We start from the raw sequence: 18,489 nt of genomic DNA on the forward strand, positions 1-18,489 counted from the left end.
ACGCGATGCGCGGAGGTTTGGCGGAGTACATCGTTGGACTTGCCCTCGACTGTGTCTCAGGTCAGGGTCGGATGGAGTGGGACGCAGCCGATCTCCTGACTGCTTCTGGCGTCCGAGTCGAAGTCAAGTCTGCTGCGTACCTGCAAAGTTGGCGGCAGGAGCGCTTGTCTCCCATTCGGTTCGGGATTCAGCCGACCGTGGGTTGGGACGCTCAGACGAATACGGTTGCAGCAGAGCGAAAACGACAAGCCGACGTCTATGTGTTCAGCGTGTTCAAGCACATCGACCAAGCCACGGCCGACCCGCTCAAACTGGAGCAGTGGGACTTCTACGTCATGTCGACGACTCAGTTAAATTCTGCTGTCGGCGAGCAGAAGACGATCAGCCTGGCAAGTCTGCTTCGGCACGAACCGGTCAAATGCTAATTTTCCGAGATTCGGGACGCCGTCGATACCGTTTTCGGCGACTGAGAAGGACTTAGCTCCCTGCCTCTTGATCCGCATCGAGCAAATCCAAGTACCCAAACACCGCGTCCCGCAGAGTGTTCTCCGGGTATCGCCCATTCCCCGAGTGCGCCCGCCGCCACTTGGAGTCCCAGTACTCGTCGCTCACCTCGCGGAGATGCTTCAACGTCGCAGCCAACTCATCGGCGAGTAGTGCCTTGTCGAACGCGGGTCGCGGAATATCGCCAAACCGCTTCTCCTTCAAAGCCTCCAGAGCCTCGTCGTCGATACCGTCCTCCTTCGACCAGATCCGAACCGGCTCGCGGATGAAGTGATTCGCGACCTGCTGTTCGTGGGATCGCCAGAAGTACGAGAATCCGCCCTTGTCGAGGCGCAACGGGTAGACCACCGCGTAAGCGTCGTCGGGCTGCCTACCCCACGTCACCTCAGTGTCAGGTAGGTCTACGACGAGTGCGATCTGAACCCAGTCGAGCGACTCCGGACCGTCCAACAGTTCGTCGAATACGTACACCTCGTTCAACGGGAAGTAGTGGTCGCCCGGAATTGCCGCCGTCGCAGTGCAGGCTTCGGCAAGCGTGCGTACCTTCTCGATCGCTCGGGTGTATCGCATGGACCGATACTCCCAAAGTTTCAGCGGACGGGGGACCAGTCGGCCCTCGCCCCTAGAATCGAAAACCGTGACCGATGCCGGAGATCCCACAGCCGAAACCGCGATGCTGATCCTGCGTGAGCATGGTCCGCTGGATTCGGAAGGCTGGGCGAAGCTTATGGTCGCCCAGCGTCTGGGCTCGGCTGAGGACATGCTCGAACTCGCCGAAAACATCGATCATCCGATACTTGGACTGCTTGCCGACGGTCGCAACATCGCCGTCGATTCCTTCCTCGAAGGCAAGGTGTTCACACATCGGCTGACCAGCGCCGAGATCGCTGCCGGAATTATCTTCGTCGACGGCGATTTGAATCCGCTCATCTACCTTGCGGATGGCGAGGAGCTACCGTCGCTGGTGATTCCGGCCTACGACGATGACATTCTCGACGAGCGGGGCCTTGCCGAGTCCGATCGACAGTTTGATCTAGGTCTCCTGATCAGTCCGACCGACATCGGCCGTTTCGTCGACGGTGATGTTGTCGCGGTCATTGCCCGCGGCGGCGACTTGTACTTCGAGCGTGTCGGCACGAAGAAGCTGCCGATCCCTGATTTGCGTCCCGCCCTCGTCACATTGCTGGGAGACGATCGATCAGAGCAGATCGAACATGTCATCTGGCAGTTGATGTCGGACGACGTGACGCTGTTCGACGAGCCGACGGCACCGCTCAGCGAATTGATCGCCGCCGCCGGCTACACGATCGAAAACGAAAAGATCGCCGTAGCCGGTTTCGACTTCAAGACCGCGAGACTTCAACACTTCGACGATTTCATCGCATCGACCTACGAGATGGAACCAGCTGAAGCGAGCGCTGTATCTGCCTTCGGTCGTCTCGTCACTGCTTATGGATCCGACGACAAGCCCTCCGAGGCAGATGTTCCGATCGATCCGCTTGTCTTTGCACCCCTTCATGATTCGTATGTTGCCGAGATCGCACGAAAGGTTAGCGAAACCGCAATCGGCTTCGTCCCAGGCGATTTCGCCGCGGCATCGGAGGCGCTGATCCGTCGGGGTGGGAAGAAGGTCGCTGCTACAGCGAGATGGTTCGCAGGGAGGGCTGCCGATCGCGAAGGTCGAGTCCTCGACGCCGAGAAGTATTACGAAGACGCGTTGTCGTGGAACAAGAATTTCGAGCCGGCGCTGCTGGATCTGGCGAACATCGCATCCGTTCGCGGCGACGCGCCTCGTGCGATCTCTTTCCTGAACCGTCTAGGCGACGGATCTGCCTCATCGCAGTACTCGATGCTGCAGAACTTCCTGCCGGTTGCGCGTCCCGGATTGAGTCGAAATGCGCCGTGCTGGTGCGGATCTGGCCGCAAATACAAGCAGTGCCACCTCAACAAGGTCGAGACCTCGCTCGACGATCGCGCGAAATGGCTCTACAACAAAGCTGGATCGTTCGTGGATGACTCGGACACGTGGGGCGCGCTCATCCAAGATCTGGCCGACGAACGTGCCGAGTACTGGCCGGACCATCCAGATCCGATAGGGCGGGCATTGGCGGACGGGTTGGTCGTCGACGTGGTCCTCTTCGAGGAAGGCGGATTCGACGACTTCATCGAACGGCGCGGAGAACTCCTACCGGCGGACGAACTACTCCTGGCCCAGCAGTGGCAACTCATCGAACGGTCGCTGCACGAGGTCGAATCGGTGCGGCCGGGGGAGGGCTTCACCCTCCGCGACGTCAGAACCGGCGACCGCAACGATGTCACTGAGCGCGTAGCAAGCAAGCAACTGAAAGTCGGCGAATTCATCTGCGCAAGAGTCGTTCCCGCCGGATCGGTGAAGCAGATATTCGGCGGGATCGAGCCCATCGCGCTCAGCCAACGTGAGGCACTGTTGGAGCTACTCGATTCCGACGACCTCGACCCCGCAGATCTCGTCGACTTCCTGTCCGCGCGCTATGCGCCGCCGAGCCTCGTGACGTCGGACGGCGAGACGATGGTCGCGTGCGAAGCGTCTTTCGCCATCGACGACGCTGCGACCCTGCGGCGTTCACTCGACAATCGCTACGGACCCTCGACCGACGACCACTGGCGCTGGCTCGTGGGCGAATCCGTGCATGGAACCATCCGAATCGTCGACGGCGAACTCGTTCTGGACGCGATGAACGAGCGTCGATTCGACGAATTGCTGAAGACCGTCGGCACATTCAAAGGGTGCGGCGACCTGATCGAGCAGCAACGAATATCGGCTGCCGACAGGCTTGCCGAACTATTGGAGTCGCCCGTGCCGTCAGAGCCCTTGGATCCAGACCTGGTGCCGGTGCTCGACGACTTCGTCCGTGATTACGAAGTGGAGTGGCTCGATCAGCCGATTCCAGCCCTCGACGGAGCGACCCCGCGCGAAGCGGCCGCCGACCCGACCCGCCGCGACGACCTCACCCGACTGCTGGATTCCTTTCCGCGCGGCCAGGGCACGATGAGTGTCGAGCGTCTGCGAGTCATGCTGAACCTCTAGCCCGGCTATCCTTCTCCAATGCCTCGCTATGACTATCGGTGCCGGACCTGCGGCGACACGTTCGAAGTGAGTCGATCGATGTCGGACTCCTCGGCCGACACACTCTGTCCCGTCGGCCACGACGACACCGTCAAGCTGCTGACGACCTTCGGCGTTGGTGGTTCGGCATCGGCCCAACGGGGTACACAATCGGCGCCGCCGTCAGGTGGTTGCTGCGGCGGAGGCTGCTGCAGTTGAGCGCATAACGCGCCGCGATTTTCGGAGGACCCGCCATGCCGACCATGAACGCCCAAGCATCCGACATCGTTCAGAACCCATGGTTCGAACGCCTCGCCAGATGTGGCCACATCGTCAGCGGCGTCCTCCATCTGCTCATCGGCTACATCGCCATCCGCATCGCGTTGGGCAAGGGCGGTAGCGCGGATCAGTCGGGCGCATTCCGAGAACTGACGTCGAAGACCGGTGGCACCCTCGTCATGTGGGTAGTGATGGTCGCGTTCCTCGCGCTGGCGGTCTGGCGACTCGTCGAAGGCGCGGTGGGGAAGCGCTCCGAGTCCAAAGAAGTCAGCGTGATGGACCGTGTCAAGGCGTTCTCGCTCGCAGTCCTCTACTTCGCGTTCGCGTGGTCGGCTTTCACCTTCGCGAAGGGTGCGGGCAAATCGAGTTCGGAGCAGAACGCCGGGCTGACGGCTCGCGCGATGGAATCAGGCATCGGCAAGTTGGCGATCGTCGTTGTTGCGGGTGTGTTCATCGGCGTCGGCGGCTACCACTGCTACAAAGGCATTTCGAAGAAGTTCATGAAGGACCTGAAATCGCCCGGCACAGTCGAAGAGACGCTCGGAACGATCGGCTACACCGCAAAAGGGTTGGCACTGATCGGGATTGGCGTTCTGTTCATAGCGGCGCTGTTCACCGAAGATCCAGGCAAGGCGACCGGAATGGACGGCGCCTTGAAGACGTTGCGGGAGCAGGCATTCGGAACGATTCTGCTAGTCGTCGCTGGCTTCGGTATCGCGATCTACGGGCTGTACTCGTTCGTGATGGCGAAGTCCGCGAAGATGTGACCTAGTCCGTCTCCTCGCCGCCTGACTTAACCCGAACGTGCGCAGCGTATTCGACGATCTCGTCGGTCGTCGGACCTGCGCAGGCGAACAAGCGGTAGATGCCCTGCGACGAGTTGCCCGGCACCGTGTAGGTGAAGGTCTCCTCGATCACTTCGCCGGGTTCCAAGTCGACGGCGATGGGTTCGGTGAGGGGATCGGTCATCGAGTAGTCGGGCATCGAAGCCTGCAGCCACACGTTGCCGGAGTACGCCTTGTCCGCGGGTGCTTCGATGCGGACGACCACGTCGAATTCGTCACCGCCGGAGGCGATATCGCCCTCGACGCCCTTCTCTGCGTAGGAGACGTGAACCGGGAGGTCGAACAACGGAACCTCGGGGGCGGTGGACGTCGGTGACCCGTCGCCGACCTCGGGCCAACCGTCGACCCAGGTGATTTTGTCGATCATGCCTTTTCGGTTGGGTGCGCCGCTGGGCAGTGTGATCGAGCTGCGCGGGATGGCGTGGTAGACCATCCAGTCGTCGCCGGCGTCGTCGGGCACGACCGTGTTGTGGCCCGGCCCGCCCCACTGTTCGCTGCCTGCGAGGACGAGTGCGCCGCCACCTTCGTTGAGGTCCTGGCCTTTTCGGTCGAGGAACGGACCCGTCAACGAGTCGGACCGACCAGCCAAGACGCGATATGCGCTGCGTTGACCGTTGCAGCAATTGCCTGCGGAGACGAAGAGGTAGTAGTAGCCGTCGCGCTCGTAGATGTAGGGCGCTTCGAAGCGGTCGTCCGCGACCTGCACGGGGTCGCCCTCGGGAGCTGTTCCGTCGGAGTTCAATTCGATCGCGTAAATGCCGCGGAAGTTGCCGACGTACATCGTCTTGGTGGTGCCGTCGTCCCACACGGCCGGGTCGATCGTCCCGCCGATGCCAACGTCTTTGGCGCAGAACACAGCTCGGCCGAGGTCGGTCCAGGGTCCGATCAATTCGGGTGCACTTGCCTTGCCGATGCACGGATTCACGTCGTCGCCGAGGGAGTAGTACATCGCGTAGCCGTTGTCTTCTGCGACGACGTCCGGCGCCCAGGTGCCCTTGTCGCCATGCCAACCGGGTCGGCTGTCGAACGCATCGCCGGCGAACATCCAGTCGACGAGGTCGAACGAGGTGAACATCGCGACGTTGTGCATGCCTTGGCCGTCGCCCCAATCATCAGAGGTGACGAACGCGTAGAACAATCCGTCGTCGCCGCGAATCACGGACGGGTCGGCGCCGGCGGGTATGACGACGGGGATCGCCTGAGCCGCTGGCAGCGCGAACAAAGGGAACAGCGAGACCGACAAGGCCGCAAGCAACCCGTTGCGAAGCAACCGTCGCGACATGCTTCTACTGGGGCGCATGTGGTCAAGATAAAGTAATGGGACTGGTGTGACAATGAAAAGCTGGGTGTTGAGGTCTATTCGAGACCGGGAGCGGTCCGTCAGTTGGTGCGGCGCATGTATTCGGAGTCTTCGAGCAGTCCTGTCCGCGTCACCTGATTAATCAGTCGCTACTCGCCCGACCTTCGATCAGTCGCAATCGCGGCGCCCGAACTGCCCCGCGTTCGGTCAGCCACACGACCAAGCTCTGACCGGTCATCTCCAGCGTCTCGTAGGCGATGTCGACATTGCCTCGGTGCGGGTGTGCGACGCGCAACGTTCCCGCCGGCTTCGCGTCGACGACATGTGCGTCCCAGCGCTTCATAAATTCGGGGAACTGTTTGAGCCTGCCGATGGTGTGGGCTACGTCGTCGTAATCCGGCCAACGTGTCATGGCCGAACGAAGACGCGACGTATATACGTCGGCCTCGTTGTCCCAGTCTCGCCATGCTTTTCGTGCGGCAGGGACGGCGAACGTGAAAACGGCGATGTTGTTGTGCGCTTCGGAGTCGAAGAGCCCCAACGGTTCTGCGAATTCTTCCCACGCGGGATTCCAGCCGAGGAGGTTCAGCTGCCGACCGAGGACGAACGCCGGAACCGGATTCATCGAGTCGAGCACAGCGGCGATCGGTGCCGACAGTTGTTCCTGCGCAGGGGGACTGGCCGAGCATTCGCTCTTCGGATCGGCTTTGAGTGCGAGCCAACCGAAGTGGTTGCGGTCGGCCTCGTCGAGTTGCAAAGCCTTGCCCAACGCCATGAGTATGGCGGCCGACGGATTGGTGTCGCGCCCCTGTTCGAGCCGCGCGAGGTAGTCGACGCTCACTCCGGCGATGGCCGCTACCTCTTCGCGTCGCAGGCCGGGAGTGCGGCGTCGACCCGAATCCGGCAACCCGACATCGGCCGGCGTCAAACGCGCGCGCCGCGATATGAGGAACTGCCCGAACTCCGACTTTGCCACGTCATCCATGGTGCCTCGAGCAGACACAACGCGGGAACCCTTATCCTCGCCCTGTCAGTGCCAGGATCACCACGGTCTGGTTGACCTGGCCAAACGCTTGCAGGCTTGGAGCATGACAACTTCCACAGACACCGTATTGGCCACCGGATCCTGGGCGCTCGACGCAGCCCACTCCTCGATCGGCTTCACCGTCCGCCACCTCGGCATCGCCAAAGTGCGCGGCAGCTTCACCAACTTCGAGACGAAGTTCGTCGTCGGCGAGGACGGCAAAGCTGACATCGAAGCCGTCGTCTACCTCGACTCGTTCAACACCGGCAACGCCGACCGCGACGCTCATGTCCGTCAGGCAGACTTCCTCGACGTCGCCAATCGCCCGACCATGACGTTCCGTGCAACCGAGCCCGTACTCGTCGGCGAGACGTTCAGCGTGACCGGCGACGTCACCATCGGCTCGGTCACCAAGCCGCTCACTCTTGACGTCGAATGGGGCGGGGTGCAGGAATTTATGGAGGGTGCGCGGCACGCAGGATTCTCCGCGGTCGGGAAGTTCAAGCGCAGTGACTTCGGCGTCGGACCGCAGATCCCCGGAATGCTCAGCGACGTAGTGCAAGTCGAGCTCGAGATCGAGCTCGTCGAACCGAAGTAGCACGCAGTGAACCACCCCCGGAGGGCAGTCCGGGGGTGGCTCGGGCAGGTAAAGCAGATCAACTTGCGAGTGCGTGCTCCCTTCTGTCGATTCGAATGGTCATGTTGGGCAGCGGATTCGGTGGCAGCAATTTGATGCCGGGGAATCCTTTGAGGGGCTGCACATCCGGGCGGACGGGTAGGTAGTGCTGCTCGGCTGCGATCTGCTGGCCTTCTTGGCTGAGCAGGAAGTTGACGAACAACTTGGCGGCGTCGGCAACGCGGGTGGTGGCGATGATGGCGACCGGCTGTGTGACGAACGGCGAACCTTCCGACGGGTAGCTGATTCCGATCGGCGCACCCTTGGCAACGAGCTCCCGAGCGACGTGGTCGGTCACGATGCCGACCTCGCACAGTCCCGCTCCGACAAGTTCCCCGACCCACGAGTTGCTGTATGCGACGCGAGGCTGGTTGGCGGACAGTGCTTCCAGCCAGGGCCGGCCGAGCCGCGGGGTGGTGCGCCAGATCGTCGTGTTGTGCGCCGACGCGGCGGAGATCCGTGGGCTGGCGATCGCGATGCGGTTGAAGAATCTGGTCTCTGCCAATGCTTTCCACGACCGCGGAGCCAAGACGCCCGCATTTGTGTTGTAGCAGATGACCGTTGGGATGATCCGCGTCGCAACGTAGTAGCCGTCGGGATCGACGAGGTCGCGGTGTAGCAGTCGAGCATCGGCGGGTCGGTACTTCAGTAGTCGTCCCTGTTGCTTGTAGCGCTCGAAGGTGGGGGCGTCGGCGGCGAGAAGTACGTCGGCTTTTATCTGGCCGGCGAGTGCCTCCGCTTCGATCTTGGACTTGAGTTCACCTGTCGGAGCGCGGAATAGCTGGACCTTGATCCCCGGGTTGTGCTTTGTGAATGCTTCGATGGTGCGGTCGATCTTGTGGGGCGGCTCGGACGTGTAGAGGGTGATCGTGGTGGTCATGGCCAGTTCCTAGGTGGTGGTTGTTTGGGGGAAGGGTCAGTTCATGACGATGCTGTAGCCGGCGTTCATGGTCGGGAATCCGGTGTCGACGGTGGAGTAGACGCTGTAGAAGTGGCCGTCCCTGCCGGTCATCCGCGTTCCGCTGGTGTTCGTGTCGTTGCTGTAGTTGTTGGCGGTGAAGACGGCCTGTGCGTCGCCGGGCAGCGAGTAGGTGACGTCGACGCCGATGCCGCGCGGATCGTTGTTCGTCGCGGTGACGATCTCGGAGGCTCCGGGAGCGAGGACTGCGTTGGGTCCGTGGATCCACTCGCCGTACGGGTTGTCGGAGCCCTGCAGGATCATGTCCTGGCCGGTGGTGTTGTGGATCGTCATGGCGATCGTCGGGCCCGTGCTCGGCATCGTGCCGGCGCTGGCGATTCCGGTTGCGCCGAAGGCGATTCCAAGGGCAGCGAGACCGGCGAGCGGGACAGCGGCGAAGCGGGTGAAGCGGCGGCGGGTTGTGGTGGTGGTCTGTGTGTCGGTCGTGGTGGTGGTCTCGGTGCCGGTGGTCTGGGTGTCCGTGGTGTTCGTCATGGCGTAAGTTCCTGTCTCAGTTGCGCTTTGGGCTTTCTCTTCCGGTGTTTTCCGGTGTGCAATAACTATCTCTCGCAACGAGATGGATGTATGTCCGCCTACTAGGCCTACCGAGGGTTGAACTTCGTGTCCCCCGATCGGGGGACAAACGTCAGCGTGCGCCGATTCGGGTCGGTGTGCACCTTGCTGGATGCACGCTGACCAGAATCGACGCACGCTGATGTGCAGGTTTGGCTAGGACGTCTCGCGATAGCGCTGAGCGAGTGATTCGAGCAGCTCGATCGGCAACGGCAGCAGCGGAGGCGCATCCAATTGCGACTCGACCTTTGCCTGCGTGATCTCCTCGTGCAAGCGCTCCATTTTGACGTCGAGACGGTTGGCGACCTCGGCCGCTTCGGTGAGCTCGTCCGTCAGGCCGGCCGGGACTTCGCCGCCGTACTTGTAATAGATCTTGTGCTCGAGGCTGGCCCAGAAGTCCATCGCGATGGTGCGGATCTGCAGCTCGATCGGCACCTGCTCGACGCGGTCACTCATGAACACTGGCAGTTCGAGCAGGATGTGCAGGCTCTTGTAGCCGTTCGGCTTCGGGTTCGCGATGTAGTCGCGGATCTCGGTCACGGTGACATCGGACTGATTGGTCAGCATGTCGGCGATCCGGTAGGTGTCCTTGATGAAGCTGCAGGTGATGCGGACGCCGGCGATGTCGACGATGTTCTTGCGAATGTCGTCGAGCGTGATCGGGCTGTCCTTGCGCTGCGCCTTCTGGAGCAAACTCTGCGGTGACTTCAGCCGCGACGTGACGTGCTCGATCGGGCTGTAGTGATGGATGTGGGTGAACTCGTCCTTGAGGATGTTGATCTTGGTCATCAGCTCGGCTATCCCGAACTGGTATGACATCATGAAGCGAGTGAACTCGGCCCGGAACCGCATCACATCCTCGGCAGTCACGCCTTCGAATGGTTCGCTCACACCGTCGTTCCCCCTCAGTTGTCCGCTTTGACGGCTTCCATTCTGCCAGCGGGACCTGAGACGGGACTGAGGGAAGCCTTAGCGGGTGGGATCCACCGACGACAAGTGGCTGGTGAGGAGGTCTTCTTCGACCTGGATCTTCGCAGCCGCCGTCGTGACGGTTTGTTGGATCATGGTGACAATTTCGATGTGATCGCGAAGTCGATCAACAAGTGCGTCACGGCCGCCGACAGCCTTATTGTTGAACTTCGCAGCGAGTTGCTGGCCGGATTCGATTTCCCCCAGCCCAGAAACCTTCAAGGCACCGCGGGCGGTCAGCATGAGATTGCGGTATCCGCGAATAAGTTCGTCGCACGCTGCTGCGACTTCTTGCGCGACATTGTCTTCGATTCTGAGTTCGCCCGCACTTGCGGCTTGTTTAAGGTGCTGCCATACGTACATGGCATCGTTAGATTCCGTCATGCGATTCTCCTTGACCTACGAGCTGCGCTCGTCACTCGGGGAAGTTGGCGTCCAACACGAGCGTTTTGGCGCGTGTAGTGACGCACGGTTCTTCGGGCCTTGGTAGCAAGTACTTCGTGTCGATGTTGACCATCAATAGGCCTTCGCTCGTCTCAAACGCGAAGTTGCAAGTCTCAGTCTCACTGCCCTTGTCGACGGCGAGAACTCCGCGGCGGCTACCAATCGTCGTATCCTCGAACTGCGTCAGCGCTGAGTTTTCACGCATCTCTGCGAGAGTGTGTGTAGTCGCGAAGATTCGTAGGTAGTACCACTCGGCTGGTGCTTCCCAGGCGCACACCTCCCATCCATCGAAGGTTGCTCCTGCGATACCCGACTCTTCCGTCCCCGGATCCACCCCCGCAGCGCGGAGTGCGTCGTCAGGGATATCGCATGGATTGAACAACGCGGCCGGCGCAGTCGAAGTCGCCATAACCGCCGCCCCCTGCGTCGTTGTCGAACATCCCGCAACCAGGAGTGCAGCGCCGCACATAGTCAACGCGCGCAATCGCATGAGGCTCCAATCTGCAGACGGGTGTCTTTATCTTGGACGCTAGTCGGCTGCGATCGGTTCCATCCAATCTGTTCTGCGTAGGGTCGACCCATGCCCGCGGCCACCGTCGAGTCGATGCTCGCCTATCTGACGACGCTCGATGCGGACCAGCTGCAGACGATCCTCGAGAACCGCCGCGACGCCCTGCGTATGCCGTGGCCCTCGCACATGTCCGCGCTCGCCGAGCGACTTTTCAACCACGGCTCCGTCATCGACGCCTACAACCGCATCGCGCTACCGCACGTCGAAGTACTTGGCGTGATCACGCTGGCGGACCGGCTCAAACGCAAGGTGACGGCCGAGAACGTCGCCGCTCTACTAGATGGTGAACCAGAGGCAGTCCAACGCTCGATCGACCATCTCCACGAGCATCTTCTTGTCTGGCCGACGCCCGACGGCGAACTTGTAACGCCACGCACCTTCCCAGTCGTTGGAACCAGACTCGGCGTACCCGTCCGCACGATGTTGGGGCAGGCAACGCTGGCGACCTTGCGCAGCGTCGCAACGAAACTGCAACTGCGCGGCGACGGACCCCTACATGAGGTCATGGCCCGCATCGGTGACCTGCTCCGCGACGCGGAAGCTGTTCGCCGACTTGTCGATACGGCACCCGAGGACGACCGACTACTGATCCTCGACTGCGCCACCAACGGCACTCCCGTCGTCTACTCGCGGACCCTCACCGGCTCGTACGGAACCACCGACAACCCGAAGCCGGGCGAATGGGCCGTCGCACGCGGACTCCTGTGGGCCGACTACGACGGCTTCGCCACCATGCCCGTCGAGGTCGCACTCGCTTTGCGCGGCGAGCAGCGACTGCCGTTCCACCCAGATCCGCCGACTTTCGAGCCGTACCCGGTCGAAACGTCACATCTCGACGCAGAAGCCGCGACCAACTTGCTTCGTCTCCTCGAATTGATTCAGATCTTGCTCAATTCGGCTACGGCGGAGAAGATTCCGCTGATCAAGTCGGGTGCGGTCGGCACTCGGACGATCCGCGCACTCGCCAAAGACAACGATGCGCACATCGATCAGGTGACCCTCGCCTTGGAACTCGCTGTTGCACTGGGCGTTCTGGTCGCGACCGAGCCTCCGCCGCCGCCGAAGCGGAGGACCAAGAAGTCGCAACTGCTGCAGGACGATCAGGGGTTGGTCCCCGGCTCCGGTGCGGCGTCGTGGTTGCAGGCGACAGCCCAGGAACGAGCCGCACTGGTCCTGGCGCAGTGGTTTGTTTCGCAGTACGCAATGCTGTCGGACCCCAAGGTCGGCGGCGACATCGGTCAGGGCGACGCCTATATTCAGTTGCGCGACAATCTTTTCAGCACGCTGGAGGATCTCGAGCCCGGCCACGGCGCTGATTCGATCAACGATGTTTTTCCGCTGCTGTTCTGGCTATCGCCGACCCTGCCCGATGATGGCGTCGAGTACGTACTCACTGCGATTGCTCGCGAGGCCGAGCTACTCGGTGTCATCGCGCTCGGTGCCCTGACCTCGTTGGGTCGAGCGTTGCTGAAGGGTGACGTCGGCCCGACGGTCGCTGCGCTGTTCTCGGGCGCGCACTCCTCTGCGGTGATCGGCGCCGACCTCACGGCTGTTGTTTTCGGGCCACCGGCAAGTGACCTGTCACGTTTCCTGGACAGTGTCGCGAACCGCGAATCTCAAGGCGGAGCGACGATGTGGCGGTTCACGCCCGACAGCATTCGGTCCGCGTTCGACGCAGGTGCAACGAGCCGCGAATTGCTGGACGGACTTACCGCGATCGCAGAGTCGGGCATCCCACAGGCGCTCGAGTACATGATCACCGATGTTGCACGGACGCACGGCAGTATGCGCGTCGTCGAACTCGGATCCGCTGTGATCGCCGACGACCCCACGCTCTTGCTGGAACTCGTTGGTAATAGCAAGCTTTCGAAGCTGGAGCTCACTCAGCTCGCGCCGACCGTCGTAGCGTCACGCGCCGATGCAGCGACGACATTGGCTCACCTTCGCGCTGCCGGTTATTCCCCGATCATGGACGACAAAGCCCGCACCGTGCAGCTATCGAGCACCACCGAAGCAGCCGCGACGATCGACCCACTGCTGACCGACCTTCTGGTCATCCCGAACGCCGACCCCGCCCGCCACGCCGCGCACCTCGTCGCGACAACCGCGGAATCTCTTGGTGCGGAGGGACATCGGTTCGAGTACTACAACTCTCTGCGCGGTCGCGGCACCAACAGAGCGATCACAAACCTCGCGACCGGACACGTGGCGTGCATTGAAGTCGGCGATCAAGTGCACGTCGTTCACAGTGCCCGGTTGCACGACGGAGTGGTAACCGCCTGGAACGTCATTGCCGACAGATACGAAGACTTCCCGATCTCGCAAATCACTGTGTCCGAAATAGATTCGGGTGAAGACGAGTTCGACTTCGAATAGGGCTAGGAGTCGATCCAGCCGTGTGCCTTGGCTTTTCGCGCCAGCGCCTGCCGGATCTGCATGATGTCGGCGCCGGTGACGGATGGCGCTGATTCCAGGATCGCTTCGGTGCATTCGCTGAGGAACTCGCCGATCGTCAGAACTTCGGACATATCGCCGTAGTCCTGATCGTCGAATGCACGAGTGGATGGTGCAGGTGCTTCCTTGGCGACCTCGGCGGAACCTGACGACAAGCGAACTCCGGCGGCCTTCAGTCCTCGGTCGCCCTCTTCGATCGTGAATGTGACTCTCGCGCCGGCACCGACAAGGCGTTTGTCCACCAGCAGGTCGTTCACGTGGAGAAAGACGTCGTCACCGCCCGCGTCCGGGGCAATAAATCCGTATCCCCGAACCTCGTCGAACTTCACGACGCGACCCGATACTGCGCTGTCCACCATTGTTTCCACCTCTGCCTGTTGCCACCGTCGCTCCCACGTGGAGCGTCAAACCATCGTCAACGGATAGTAGTAGACGGCTACTTGGGTTCGTCGAACAATGTCTGTTCGGCCGGGTTGGGGAAGAGCTCCAACTGCCGCGGCGTGCGAATCCGTCCGATCCGTTCGTGTGTGATCGGCTGCGTGAGCAATCGCATTGCAGCGGCGAGCGATTCCGACGTGCGACTCCACGCATTGGCCTCGTGATCGCAGGACCGCGCCTCGTCGAGATCTGCGTGGCGGCGCGCGACCAGCGCCGATTCGCGCCAGGTACCAACCTGCTCGGTACAGATCTGCAGATAGGCCGACGCTGTGTCTTTGTCGTGTCCGCAGGCCATCGCCACAATCGCTGGGTCGAGCCCGAAACCTTCTGGATCGAGTTCGAGTATCGCCAACAGTGGCGCGGGTAGCGGATCCATCGACGAGACCTCGGGGCTGACGAAATCCTCGCCCATCGAGCACAATTCGCCACCCAACTCGTGCGCGAGCTCAGCGTCGACCGAGCGTAGGAACCTGCAGAAATGGTCGACCATCTCGTAAAAGAACTGCGGCACAAAGGGATAGCCGGAGATATCGATGGTGGCGTGGACGCGGTCTTTGGTGAACGTGAAGCGGATGTACTGCCAACGACGATTCAGGTCGAGGATCGCAACCGCAGCGCGGGCCTTGCTGCCGACCTTGTGCACGATCGGTGCCCACAGTTCGACCTCGGGCGTGTCCGGATGAACGTACGTGAACAGCACCATGTTGTTGACGTAGACGAACGCGTCGCCGTCTTCGTCGCGGTCGGCCGGCACGTTGTGGATTGCCAACGTCTGGTCTACCAGTGATCGCAGATGCTTCTGATCCCACGCAGGGATGGCTGCGAGAGGCGGCAAGCCGGCCGGTTCGGGGACTGCTGCGGAGACGCCCAACGCCGACGTAACGTCGTCGCTGCCGACAACAACTCGGATGAACGCCGGATGCGACACATTCCAAATCTCGCGTAGGGCGCGAACGGCCATGATCGCCATTCTGTCGGCGGCGGTGGCGTCGAAGTCCGCGAAAAATGCCGGCGAGCCCTGTGGTCCCGATGCGGGCGGCTGCCACCCGAGCTGGACGAGCAACGCCTCGTCACCCCCGTTCAGCTGACGATTGTCAGGCAGGAAGGCGTTCGACGGCACTTCGCAACGCACGAGGCCGCCACCCCAGCCGAGGAACTGAACGCATGGTCCGCCCTGCTCGAAGGCGGTTTCGACCACAAGCAGATCGTCGTCGACCATCGAGGCAACGCGGTCGGCGAGTTGCCGTCGGAACAGCGTCCAGGCGTGGGCAACTTCGTGGTCGAAACTCGCAACGTCGGCCATGGTGCCCCCATTCAGAGACGAAGCCTGTGGACTCGGGCTTCGATGTTGCTGTCGACGGTAGTGCGGGGTACCGACAAGGTCGTTCGAATTTCCGATAACACAGTACTGTCGGTACCGCATACGCCATGTTTCATAAATCGACGAAAGGCACCTCGATGGCGCTTCAGGACAAAGTTATGGACATCAGCGTGAAAGGCATGAACCTCGGGCACCGATTCATCCGAGGAATCACGGGCGGCCGAGTGCTGTCGAGCGTGAGCGGCATGCCGGTGGTCGAACTGCGCACGATCGGCCGCAAGTCGGGTCAGCAGCGGTCCTGCCTTCTGACGGCACCTATCCACGACGAGAACCGGACCGTCGTCATCGCGTCGAAGGGTGGGGACGACCGGCATCCGGACTGGTACCGCAACCTCGTCGCCGAACCCAACGTCGAAGTTGTCATCGAGGGCACCACGCGGCAGATGCGTGCGCGCACCGCCTCCGCAGCAGAGAAGAAGGAACTGTGGCCACAGGTCGTGGCGGCCTACAAGTCCTACGCCTCGTACCAGCGCCGCACGGACCGCGACATCCCGGTTGTGATCCTCGAACCGAGGTCCTGAAGCTCGGTCTCGGTCGTACTATTGGCGGATGGTGAAGGTCCGTCCGCTGCGGTCCGGGCAGCTCGTCTACAACGACATCGGTGACGCCTATCAAGTCGAATCTGCCATTGCCGAAGGCGGTTTCGGCCAGGCGTATTCGGCGTATCGGATGTCGCGTGATGGGAAGCGGCGCGGAAATCGGGTGTGCCTCAAGGTCTGCCAAAGCGCGGGTGATTGGCACGGCGAGGCGTTCTTCGGAAAGATCGTGCGAGGCAACCATCGTGCGGTTCAGCTGCTCGATTCGTTCGTCAGCTCGACCGGTCGCGGCAGCGCGCAAATCCGCCGTCATGTGCTGATCTTCGAGTTTATGGACGAAGGAACGATCGCCGACGCGGTCGACAACAACCAGCTGCCGTGGAACGAAATTCGCGTCCGCAAAGAGCTAGCGGGCGTCCTCGAATTGCTCGGCCGCATGCACAACGTCGGCATTACCCACCGCGACCTGACACCCGCGAACGTCTACCTGCGCGACGGTCAGTTGGTGCTCGGTGACTTCGGCATCACGCGTATGACACTCGATCCGAAACATGCTCAGGTAACTGCCTTTACACCCGCGTATACCCCGAAGAGCGTGTGGTCGAGCCATCGCTGGGGACCCGCCGAAGACGTCTTCCAACTCGGTCTGCTCGCCTGCACACTGTTGACCGGCGAGGTGTTCAACGCAAGCAAGATCAACGGTATTCGACAACTCGAAGTTGCAGACGATCTCAAATGCTGGATCTGGCACGCGACCGCTGCAAGTGCGAAGAAGTACCTCGACGCCTCCGACGCCAGTGCGGCGCTGTCGTCGCTACGGGAGGTGAGCCTGAGCGCTGGACGAGCGCCGAGAACTATTGCGGGACAGAAGGTTGTGTTCACTGGCAAACTCGACAGGCTCACTCGCGCCGAAGCGACGACGCTCGTCACCAATGCCGGCGCGCAGGTGCAGAGCGCGGTGGGGGACACGACGACGCTGATCGTGCGTGGTCCGGTGCGAGGAGCGCTCAGCGAATTCGAGGGCCGCAAGTTGTTCGCGGTCCGCGAGCGGCTGCGGTTGGGTCAGCGCATCCGCATCATCAGCGGCGGTCAATTGGAGCGAATGCTGCGCGCCGAGCGCATAGGTGTTCAGGTCGAATCGGTCGTCTGAGGCTGTAAAGCTATGCACTCGATGGTTTGGTAACGCATCGCTTACCAAACCTTAGGGGCATAAAGTTTGGTAAGATGCCGTGATGGCAAACGTTGTGACCCCGTGGCCGCCGGTCACCTTCGAGGAGCGGCCCTGGACGAGTGCCGCGGGATACGTTTCTCGGACTCAGCAACGGCGTCATGCCGGGCCATATCTCGCTGCCGTGTTGCCGGAGATTGCGGGCGCGGCCGTTTCCCTGCCACCCGCGTTGACCGCCGAGGCCGAAGAGGCCGCTCAGGAACTGGTCCGATTCGATACGAGTATCTCGAACACGCTGGGTGCGGCAGCTCAATTGGGCCCGATGAGCGCGGTCCTGTTGCGAACCGAAAGCGCTGCATCGTCGCAAATCGAGAACCTCACCGTTGGCGCTCGTCAGTTGGCGTTAGCCGAGCTCGGTGAGCATTCGAATCGCAACGCGCGCATAGTCACCGGCAACGTGCGTTCGATGGAAGCCGCCCTCGCGTTGAGTGAGGTCGTCGATGAAGGAACAGTGCTCGCGATGCACCGCGCACTGATGGAAGACTCCGATCCTGAAAACGCCGGGCGTTGGCGAACCGAGCAGGTCTGGATCGGGGGCAGCAATATCGGTCCGCATCGCGCGGCATTCGTGCCGCCGCATCACGAACATGTCAGTCGCGCAATGAAAGACCTGATCGCGTTCGCCGACAGGGACGATGTGCCATCAATCGCGCACACAGCGATTGTGCACGCACAGTTCGAGACGATTCATCCGTTTACGGATGGGAACGGACGAACTGGGCGCGCTCTCGTCCATGCCATGTTGAGCAATCGGCGACTGACCGAACGCGTCACCGTGCCGATATCGGCTGGGCTGCTGACGAATACGGCTGACTACTTTGGCGCGCTGGACCACTTTCGTCAGGGCGATGTCGAACCGATTGTTCGGCAATTCGTCGACGCGGTGTTCTTCGCAATCGGCAGCGGTCGAAGGCTGGTCGACGACCTTCGAGCAGTAAGAGACTCCTTCAACGATCGACTGACGGCACGCCGAGATTCGGTCGCATGGCGGATCGCCGATGCTGTGATCGGCCAACCCGTAATCAACAACTCGTATGTGACATCCCAGTTCGGGGTCACTGACGTTGCAGCGCAACGAGCTATCGACAGGTTGGTCGAATGTGGAGTGCTGCGGTCAGGAGCGCAGCGAGCGCGCAATCGGGTGTGGCAGGCAGATGACGTGCTCCGCGCATTGGACGACTTCGCCGCTCGGATCAGGCGCGTTCCGCCCAGCGCTTGACCTCG

19 protein-coding genes are annotated in these 18,489 nt (G+C 61.7%); 9 read left to right on the forward strand and 10 right to left on the reverse strand.

From position 1 onward, the window contains the following. Positions 1-5: 5 nt before the first annotated feature. Positions 6-425 carry a hypothetical protein gene (locus JGU71_RS19340; RefSeq protein ID WP_199705917.1) on the forward strand — a complete coding sequence of 140 codons (420 nt, stop codon included), beginning with the start codon at positions 6-8 and terminating at the stop codon, positions 423-425. 52 nt (positions 426-477) lie between these two features. Here JGU71_RS19340 and JGU71_RS19345 read toward each other — a convergent pair whose 3' ends face one another. Beyond that, positions 478-1,074, reverse strand: coding sequence for a DUF7711 family protein (locus JGU71_RS19345; RefSeq protein ID WP_199705918.1), 597 nt, complete (start codon positions 1,072-1,074; stop codon positions 478-480). Between the two features lie 67 nt (positions 1,075-1,141). Here JGU71_RS19345 and JGU71_RS30425 point away from each other — a divergent pair, with 67 nt between their 5' ends. Genes JGU71_RS30425 through JGU71_RS19360 form a run of 3 tightly spaced genes read left to right on the forward strand, consistent with a single transcriptional unit; the run spans position 1,142 to position 4,635 of the window. Beyond that, positions 1,142-3,571, forward strand: a complete 2,430-nt coding sequence (locus JGU71_RS30425) for an SEC-C domain-containing protein (protein ID WP_199705919.1) — start codon at positions 1,142-1,144, stop codon at positions 3,569-3,571. 18 nt (positions 3,572-3,589) lie between these two features. Then, complete coding sequence (locus JGU71_RS19355; RefSeq protein ID WP_199705920.1) at positions 3,590-3,808, forward strand: FmdB family zinc ribbon protein; 219 nt, start codon at positions 3,590-3,592, stop codon at positions 3,806-3,808. A gap of 35 nt (positions 3,809-3,843) precedes the next feature. Beyond that, the gene (locus JGU71_RS19360) at positions 3,844-4,635 is read left to right on the forward strand and encodes a DUF1206 domain-containing protein (protein ID WP_372433204.1); all 792 of its coding nucleotides are present in this window, start codon (positions 3,844-3,846) and stop codon (positions 4,633-4,635) included. Position 4,636: 1 nt separating this feature from the next. On the opposite strand, the gene JGU71_RS19365 is transcribed toward JGU71_RS19360, so the two are convergent. Beyond that, a complete protein-coding gene (locus JGU71_RS19365) occupies positions 4,637-6,013 on the reverse strand; it encodes a family 43 glycosylhydrolase (RefSeq protein WP_199705921.1) in 1,377 nt (458 codons plus the stop codon). A 142-nt stretch (positions 6,014-6,155) separates the two neighbouring features. Beyond that, complete coding sequence (locus JGU71_RS19370; protein ID WP_233529762.1) at positions 6,156-6,998, reverse strand: helix-turn-helix domain-containing protein; 843 nt, start codon at positions 6,996-6,998, stop codon at positions 6,156-6,158. A gap of 103 nt (positions 6,999-7,101) precedes the next feature. Here JGU71_RS19370 and JGU71_RS19375 point away from each other — a divergent pair, with 103 nt between their 5' ends. Beyond that, positions 7,102-7,635, forward strand: a complete 534-nt coding sequence (locus JGU71_RS19375; protein WP_199705923.1) for a YceI family protein — start codon at positions 7,102-7,104, stop codon at positions 7,633-7,635. A gap of 58 nt (positions 7,636-7,693) precedes the next feature. Here JGU71_RS19375 and JGU71_RS19380 read toward each other — a convergent pair whose 3' ends face one another. The 5 genes from JGU71_RS19380 to JGU71_RS19400 form a co-directional block, all read right to left on the reverse strand. After that, on the reverse strand, positions 7,694-8,593 hold the full coding sequence (locus JGU71_RS19380) for an ABC transporter substrate-binding protein (RefSeq protein WP_199705924.1): 900 nt from the start codon (positions 8,591-8,593) through the stop codon (positions 7,694-7,696). A 36-nt stretch (positions 8,594-8,629) separates the two neighbouring features. Continuing rightward, complete coding sequence (locus tag JGU71_RS19385) at positions 8,630-9,166, reverse strand: hypothetical protein (protein WP_233529764.1); 537 nt, start codon at positions 9,164-9,166, stop codon at positions 8,630-8,632. Positions 9,167-9,400: 234 nt separating this feature from the next. Then, positions 9,401-10,096: a GTP pyrophosphokinase gene (locus tag JGU71_RS19390; RefSeq protein WP_199706092.1), complete on the reverse strand. Its 696-nt coding sequence runs from the start codon at positions 10,094-10,096 to the stop codon at positions 9,401-9,403. Between the two features lie 117 nt (positions 10,097-10,213). After that, on the reverse strand, positions 10,214-10,597 hold the full coding sequence (locus JGU71_RS19395; protein WP_199705925.1) for a hypothetical protein: 384 nt from the start codon (positions 10,595-10,597) through the stop codon (positions 10,214-10,216). Between the two features lie 31 nt (positions 10,598-10,628). Beyond that, entirely contained in the window at positions 10,629-11,147 is a 519-nt protein-coding gene (locus tag JGU71_RS19400; RefSeq protein ID WP_307829726.1) for a DUF3558 domain-containing protein, read from the reverse strand. A 90-nt stretch (positions 11,148-11,237) separates the two neighbouring features. Here JGU71_RS19400 and JGU71_RS19405 point away from each other — a divergent pair, with 90 nt between their 5' ends. Beyond that, on the forward strand, positions 11,238-13,604 hold the full coding sequence (locus JGU71_RS19405) for a helicase-associated domain-containing protein (protein ID WP_199705927.1): 2,367 nt from the start codon (positions 11,238-11,240) through the stop codon (positions 13,602-13,604). Between the two features lie 2 nt (positions 13,605-13,606). On the opposite strand, the gene JGU71_RS19410 is transcribed toward JGU71_RS19405, so the two are convergent. Further along, complete coding sequence (locus JGU71_RS19410; RefSeq protein WP_199705928.1) at positions 13,607-14,041, reverse strand: cold shock domain-containing protein; 435 nt, start codon at positions 14,039-14,041, stop codon at positions 13,607-13,609. A gap of 77 nt (positions 14,042-14,118) precedes the next feature. Continuing rightward, a complete protein-coding gene (locus JGU71_RS19415) occupies positions 14,119-15,423 on the reverse strand; it encodes a TY-Chap domain-containing protein (protein ID WP_199705929.1) in 1,305 nt (434 codons plus the stop codon). A gap of 155 nt (positions 15,424-15,578) precedes the next feature. On the opposite strand from JGU71_RS19415, the gene JGU71_RS19420 reads away from it, so the two are divergent. The 3 genes from JGU71_RS19420 to JGU71_RS19430 all read left to right on the forward strand — a co-directional run bounded on the left by JGU71_RS19420 (position 15,579) and on the right by JGU71_RS19430 (position 18,484). After that, positions 15,579-16,022, forward strand: a complete 444-nt coding sequence (locus JGU71_RS19420) for a nitroreductase family deazaflavin-dependent oxidoreductase (protein WP_199705930.1) — start codon at positions 15,579-15,581, stop codon at positions 16,020-16,022. A 28-nt stretch (positions 16,023-16,050) separates the two neighbouring features. After that, positions 16,051-17,187, forward strand: coding sequence for a protein kinase domain-containing protein (locus tag JGU71_RS19425; RefSeq protein WP_199705931.1), 1,137 nt, complete (start codon positions 16,051-16,053; stop codon positions 17,185-17,187). 82 nt (positions 17,188-17,269) lie between these two features. Then, complete coding sequence (locus JGU71_RS19430) at positions 17,270-18,484, forward strand: Fic family protein (RefSeq protein ID WP_199705932.1); 1,215 nt, start codon at positions 17,270-17,272, stop codon at positions 18,482-18,484. Positions 18,485-18,489 lie beyond the last annotated feature (5 nt).

The sequence above is a fragment of the Antrihabitans stalagmiti genome (assembly GCF_016482825.1).
Classification (GTDB): domain Bacteria; phylum Actinomycetota; class Actinomycetes; order Mycobacteriales; family Mycobacteriaceae; genus Antrihabitans; species Antrihabitans stalagmiti.

What these genes read in the sequence shown, in the direction of transcription:
- JGU71_RS19340 (WP_199705917.1), top strand. Translation starts at nt 6, where the DNA reads ATGCGCGGAGGTTTGGCGGAGTACATCGTTGGACTTGCCCTCGACTGT.
- JGU71_RS19345 (WP_199705918.1), bottom strand. Translation starts at nt 1,074, where the DNA reads ATGCGATACACCCGAGCGATCGAGAAGGTACGCACGCTTGCCGAAGCC.
- JGU71_RS19355 (WP_199705920.1), top strand. Translation starts at nt 3,590, where the DNA reads ATGCCTCGCTATGACTATCGGTGCCGGACCTGCGGCGACACGTTCGAA.
- JGU71_RS19360 (WP_372433204.1), top strand. Translation starts at nt 3,844, where the DNA reads ATGCCGACCATGAACGCCCAAGCATCCGACATCGTTCAGAACCCATGG.
- JGU71_RS19365 (WP_199705921.1), bottom strand. Translation starts at nt 6,013, where the DNA reads ATGCGCCCCAGTAGAAGCATGTCGCGACGGTTGCTTCGCAACGGGTTG.
- JGU71_RS19370 (WP_233529762.1), bottom strand. Translation starts at nt 6,998, where the DNA reads ATGGATGACGTGGCAAAGTCGGAGTTCGGGCAGTTCCTCATATCGCGG.
- JGU71_RS19375 (WP_199705923.1), top strand. Translation starts at nt 7,102, where the DNA reads ATGACAACTTCCACAGACACCGTATTGGCCACCGGATCCTGGGCGCTC.
- JGU71_RS19380 (WP_199705924.1), bottom strand. Translation starts at nt 8,593, where the DNA reads ATGACCACCACGATCACCCTCTACACGTCCGAGCCGCCCCACAAGATC.
- JGU71_RS19385 (WP_233529764.1), bottom strand. Translation starts at nt 9,166, where the DNA reads ATGACGAACACCACGGACACCCAGACCACCGGCACCGAGACCACCACC.
- JGU71_RS19390 (WP_199706092.1), bottom strand. Translation starts at nt 10,096, where the DNA reads ATGCGGTTCCGGGCCGAGTTCACTCGCTTCATGATGTCATACCAGTTC.
- JGU71_RS19395 (WP_199705925.1), bottom strand. Translation starts at nt 10,597, where the DNA reads ATGACGGAATCTAACGATGCCATGTACGTATGGCAGCACCTTAAACAA.
- JGU71_RS19400 (WP_307829726.1), bottom strand. Translation starts at nt 11,147, where the DNA reads ATGCGATTGCGCGCGTTGACTATGTGCGGCGCTGCACTCCTGGTTGCG.
- JGU71_RS19405 (WP_199705927.1), top strand. Translation starts at nt 11,238, where the DNA reads ATGCCCGCGGCCACCGTCGAGTCGATGCTCGCCTATCTGACGACGCTC.
- JGU71_RS19410 (WP_199705928.1), bottom strand. Translation starts at nt 14,041, where the DNA reads ATGGTGGACAGCGCAGTATCGGGTCGCGTCGTGAAGTTCGACGAGGTT.
- JGU71_RS19415 (WP_199705929.1), bottom strand. Translation starts at nt 15,423, where the DNA reads ATGGCCGACGTTGCGAGTTTCGACCACGAAGTTGCCCACGCCTGGACG.
- JGU71_RS19420 (WP_199705930.1), top strand. Translation starts at nt 15,579, where the DNA reads ATGGCGCTTCAGGACAAAGTTATGGACATCAGCGTGAAAGGCATGAAC.
- JGU71_RS19425 (WP_199705931.1), top strand. Translation starts at nt 16,051, where the DNA reads ATGGTGAAGGTCCGTCCGCTGCGGTCCGGGCAGCTCGTCTACAACGAC.
- JGU71_RS19430 (WP_199705932.1), top strand. Translation starts at nt 17,270, where the DNA reads ATGGCAAACGTTGTGACCCCGTGGCCGCCGGTCACCTTCGAGGAGCGG.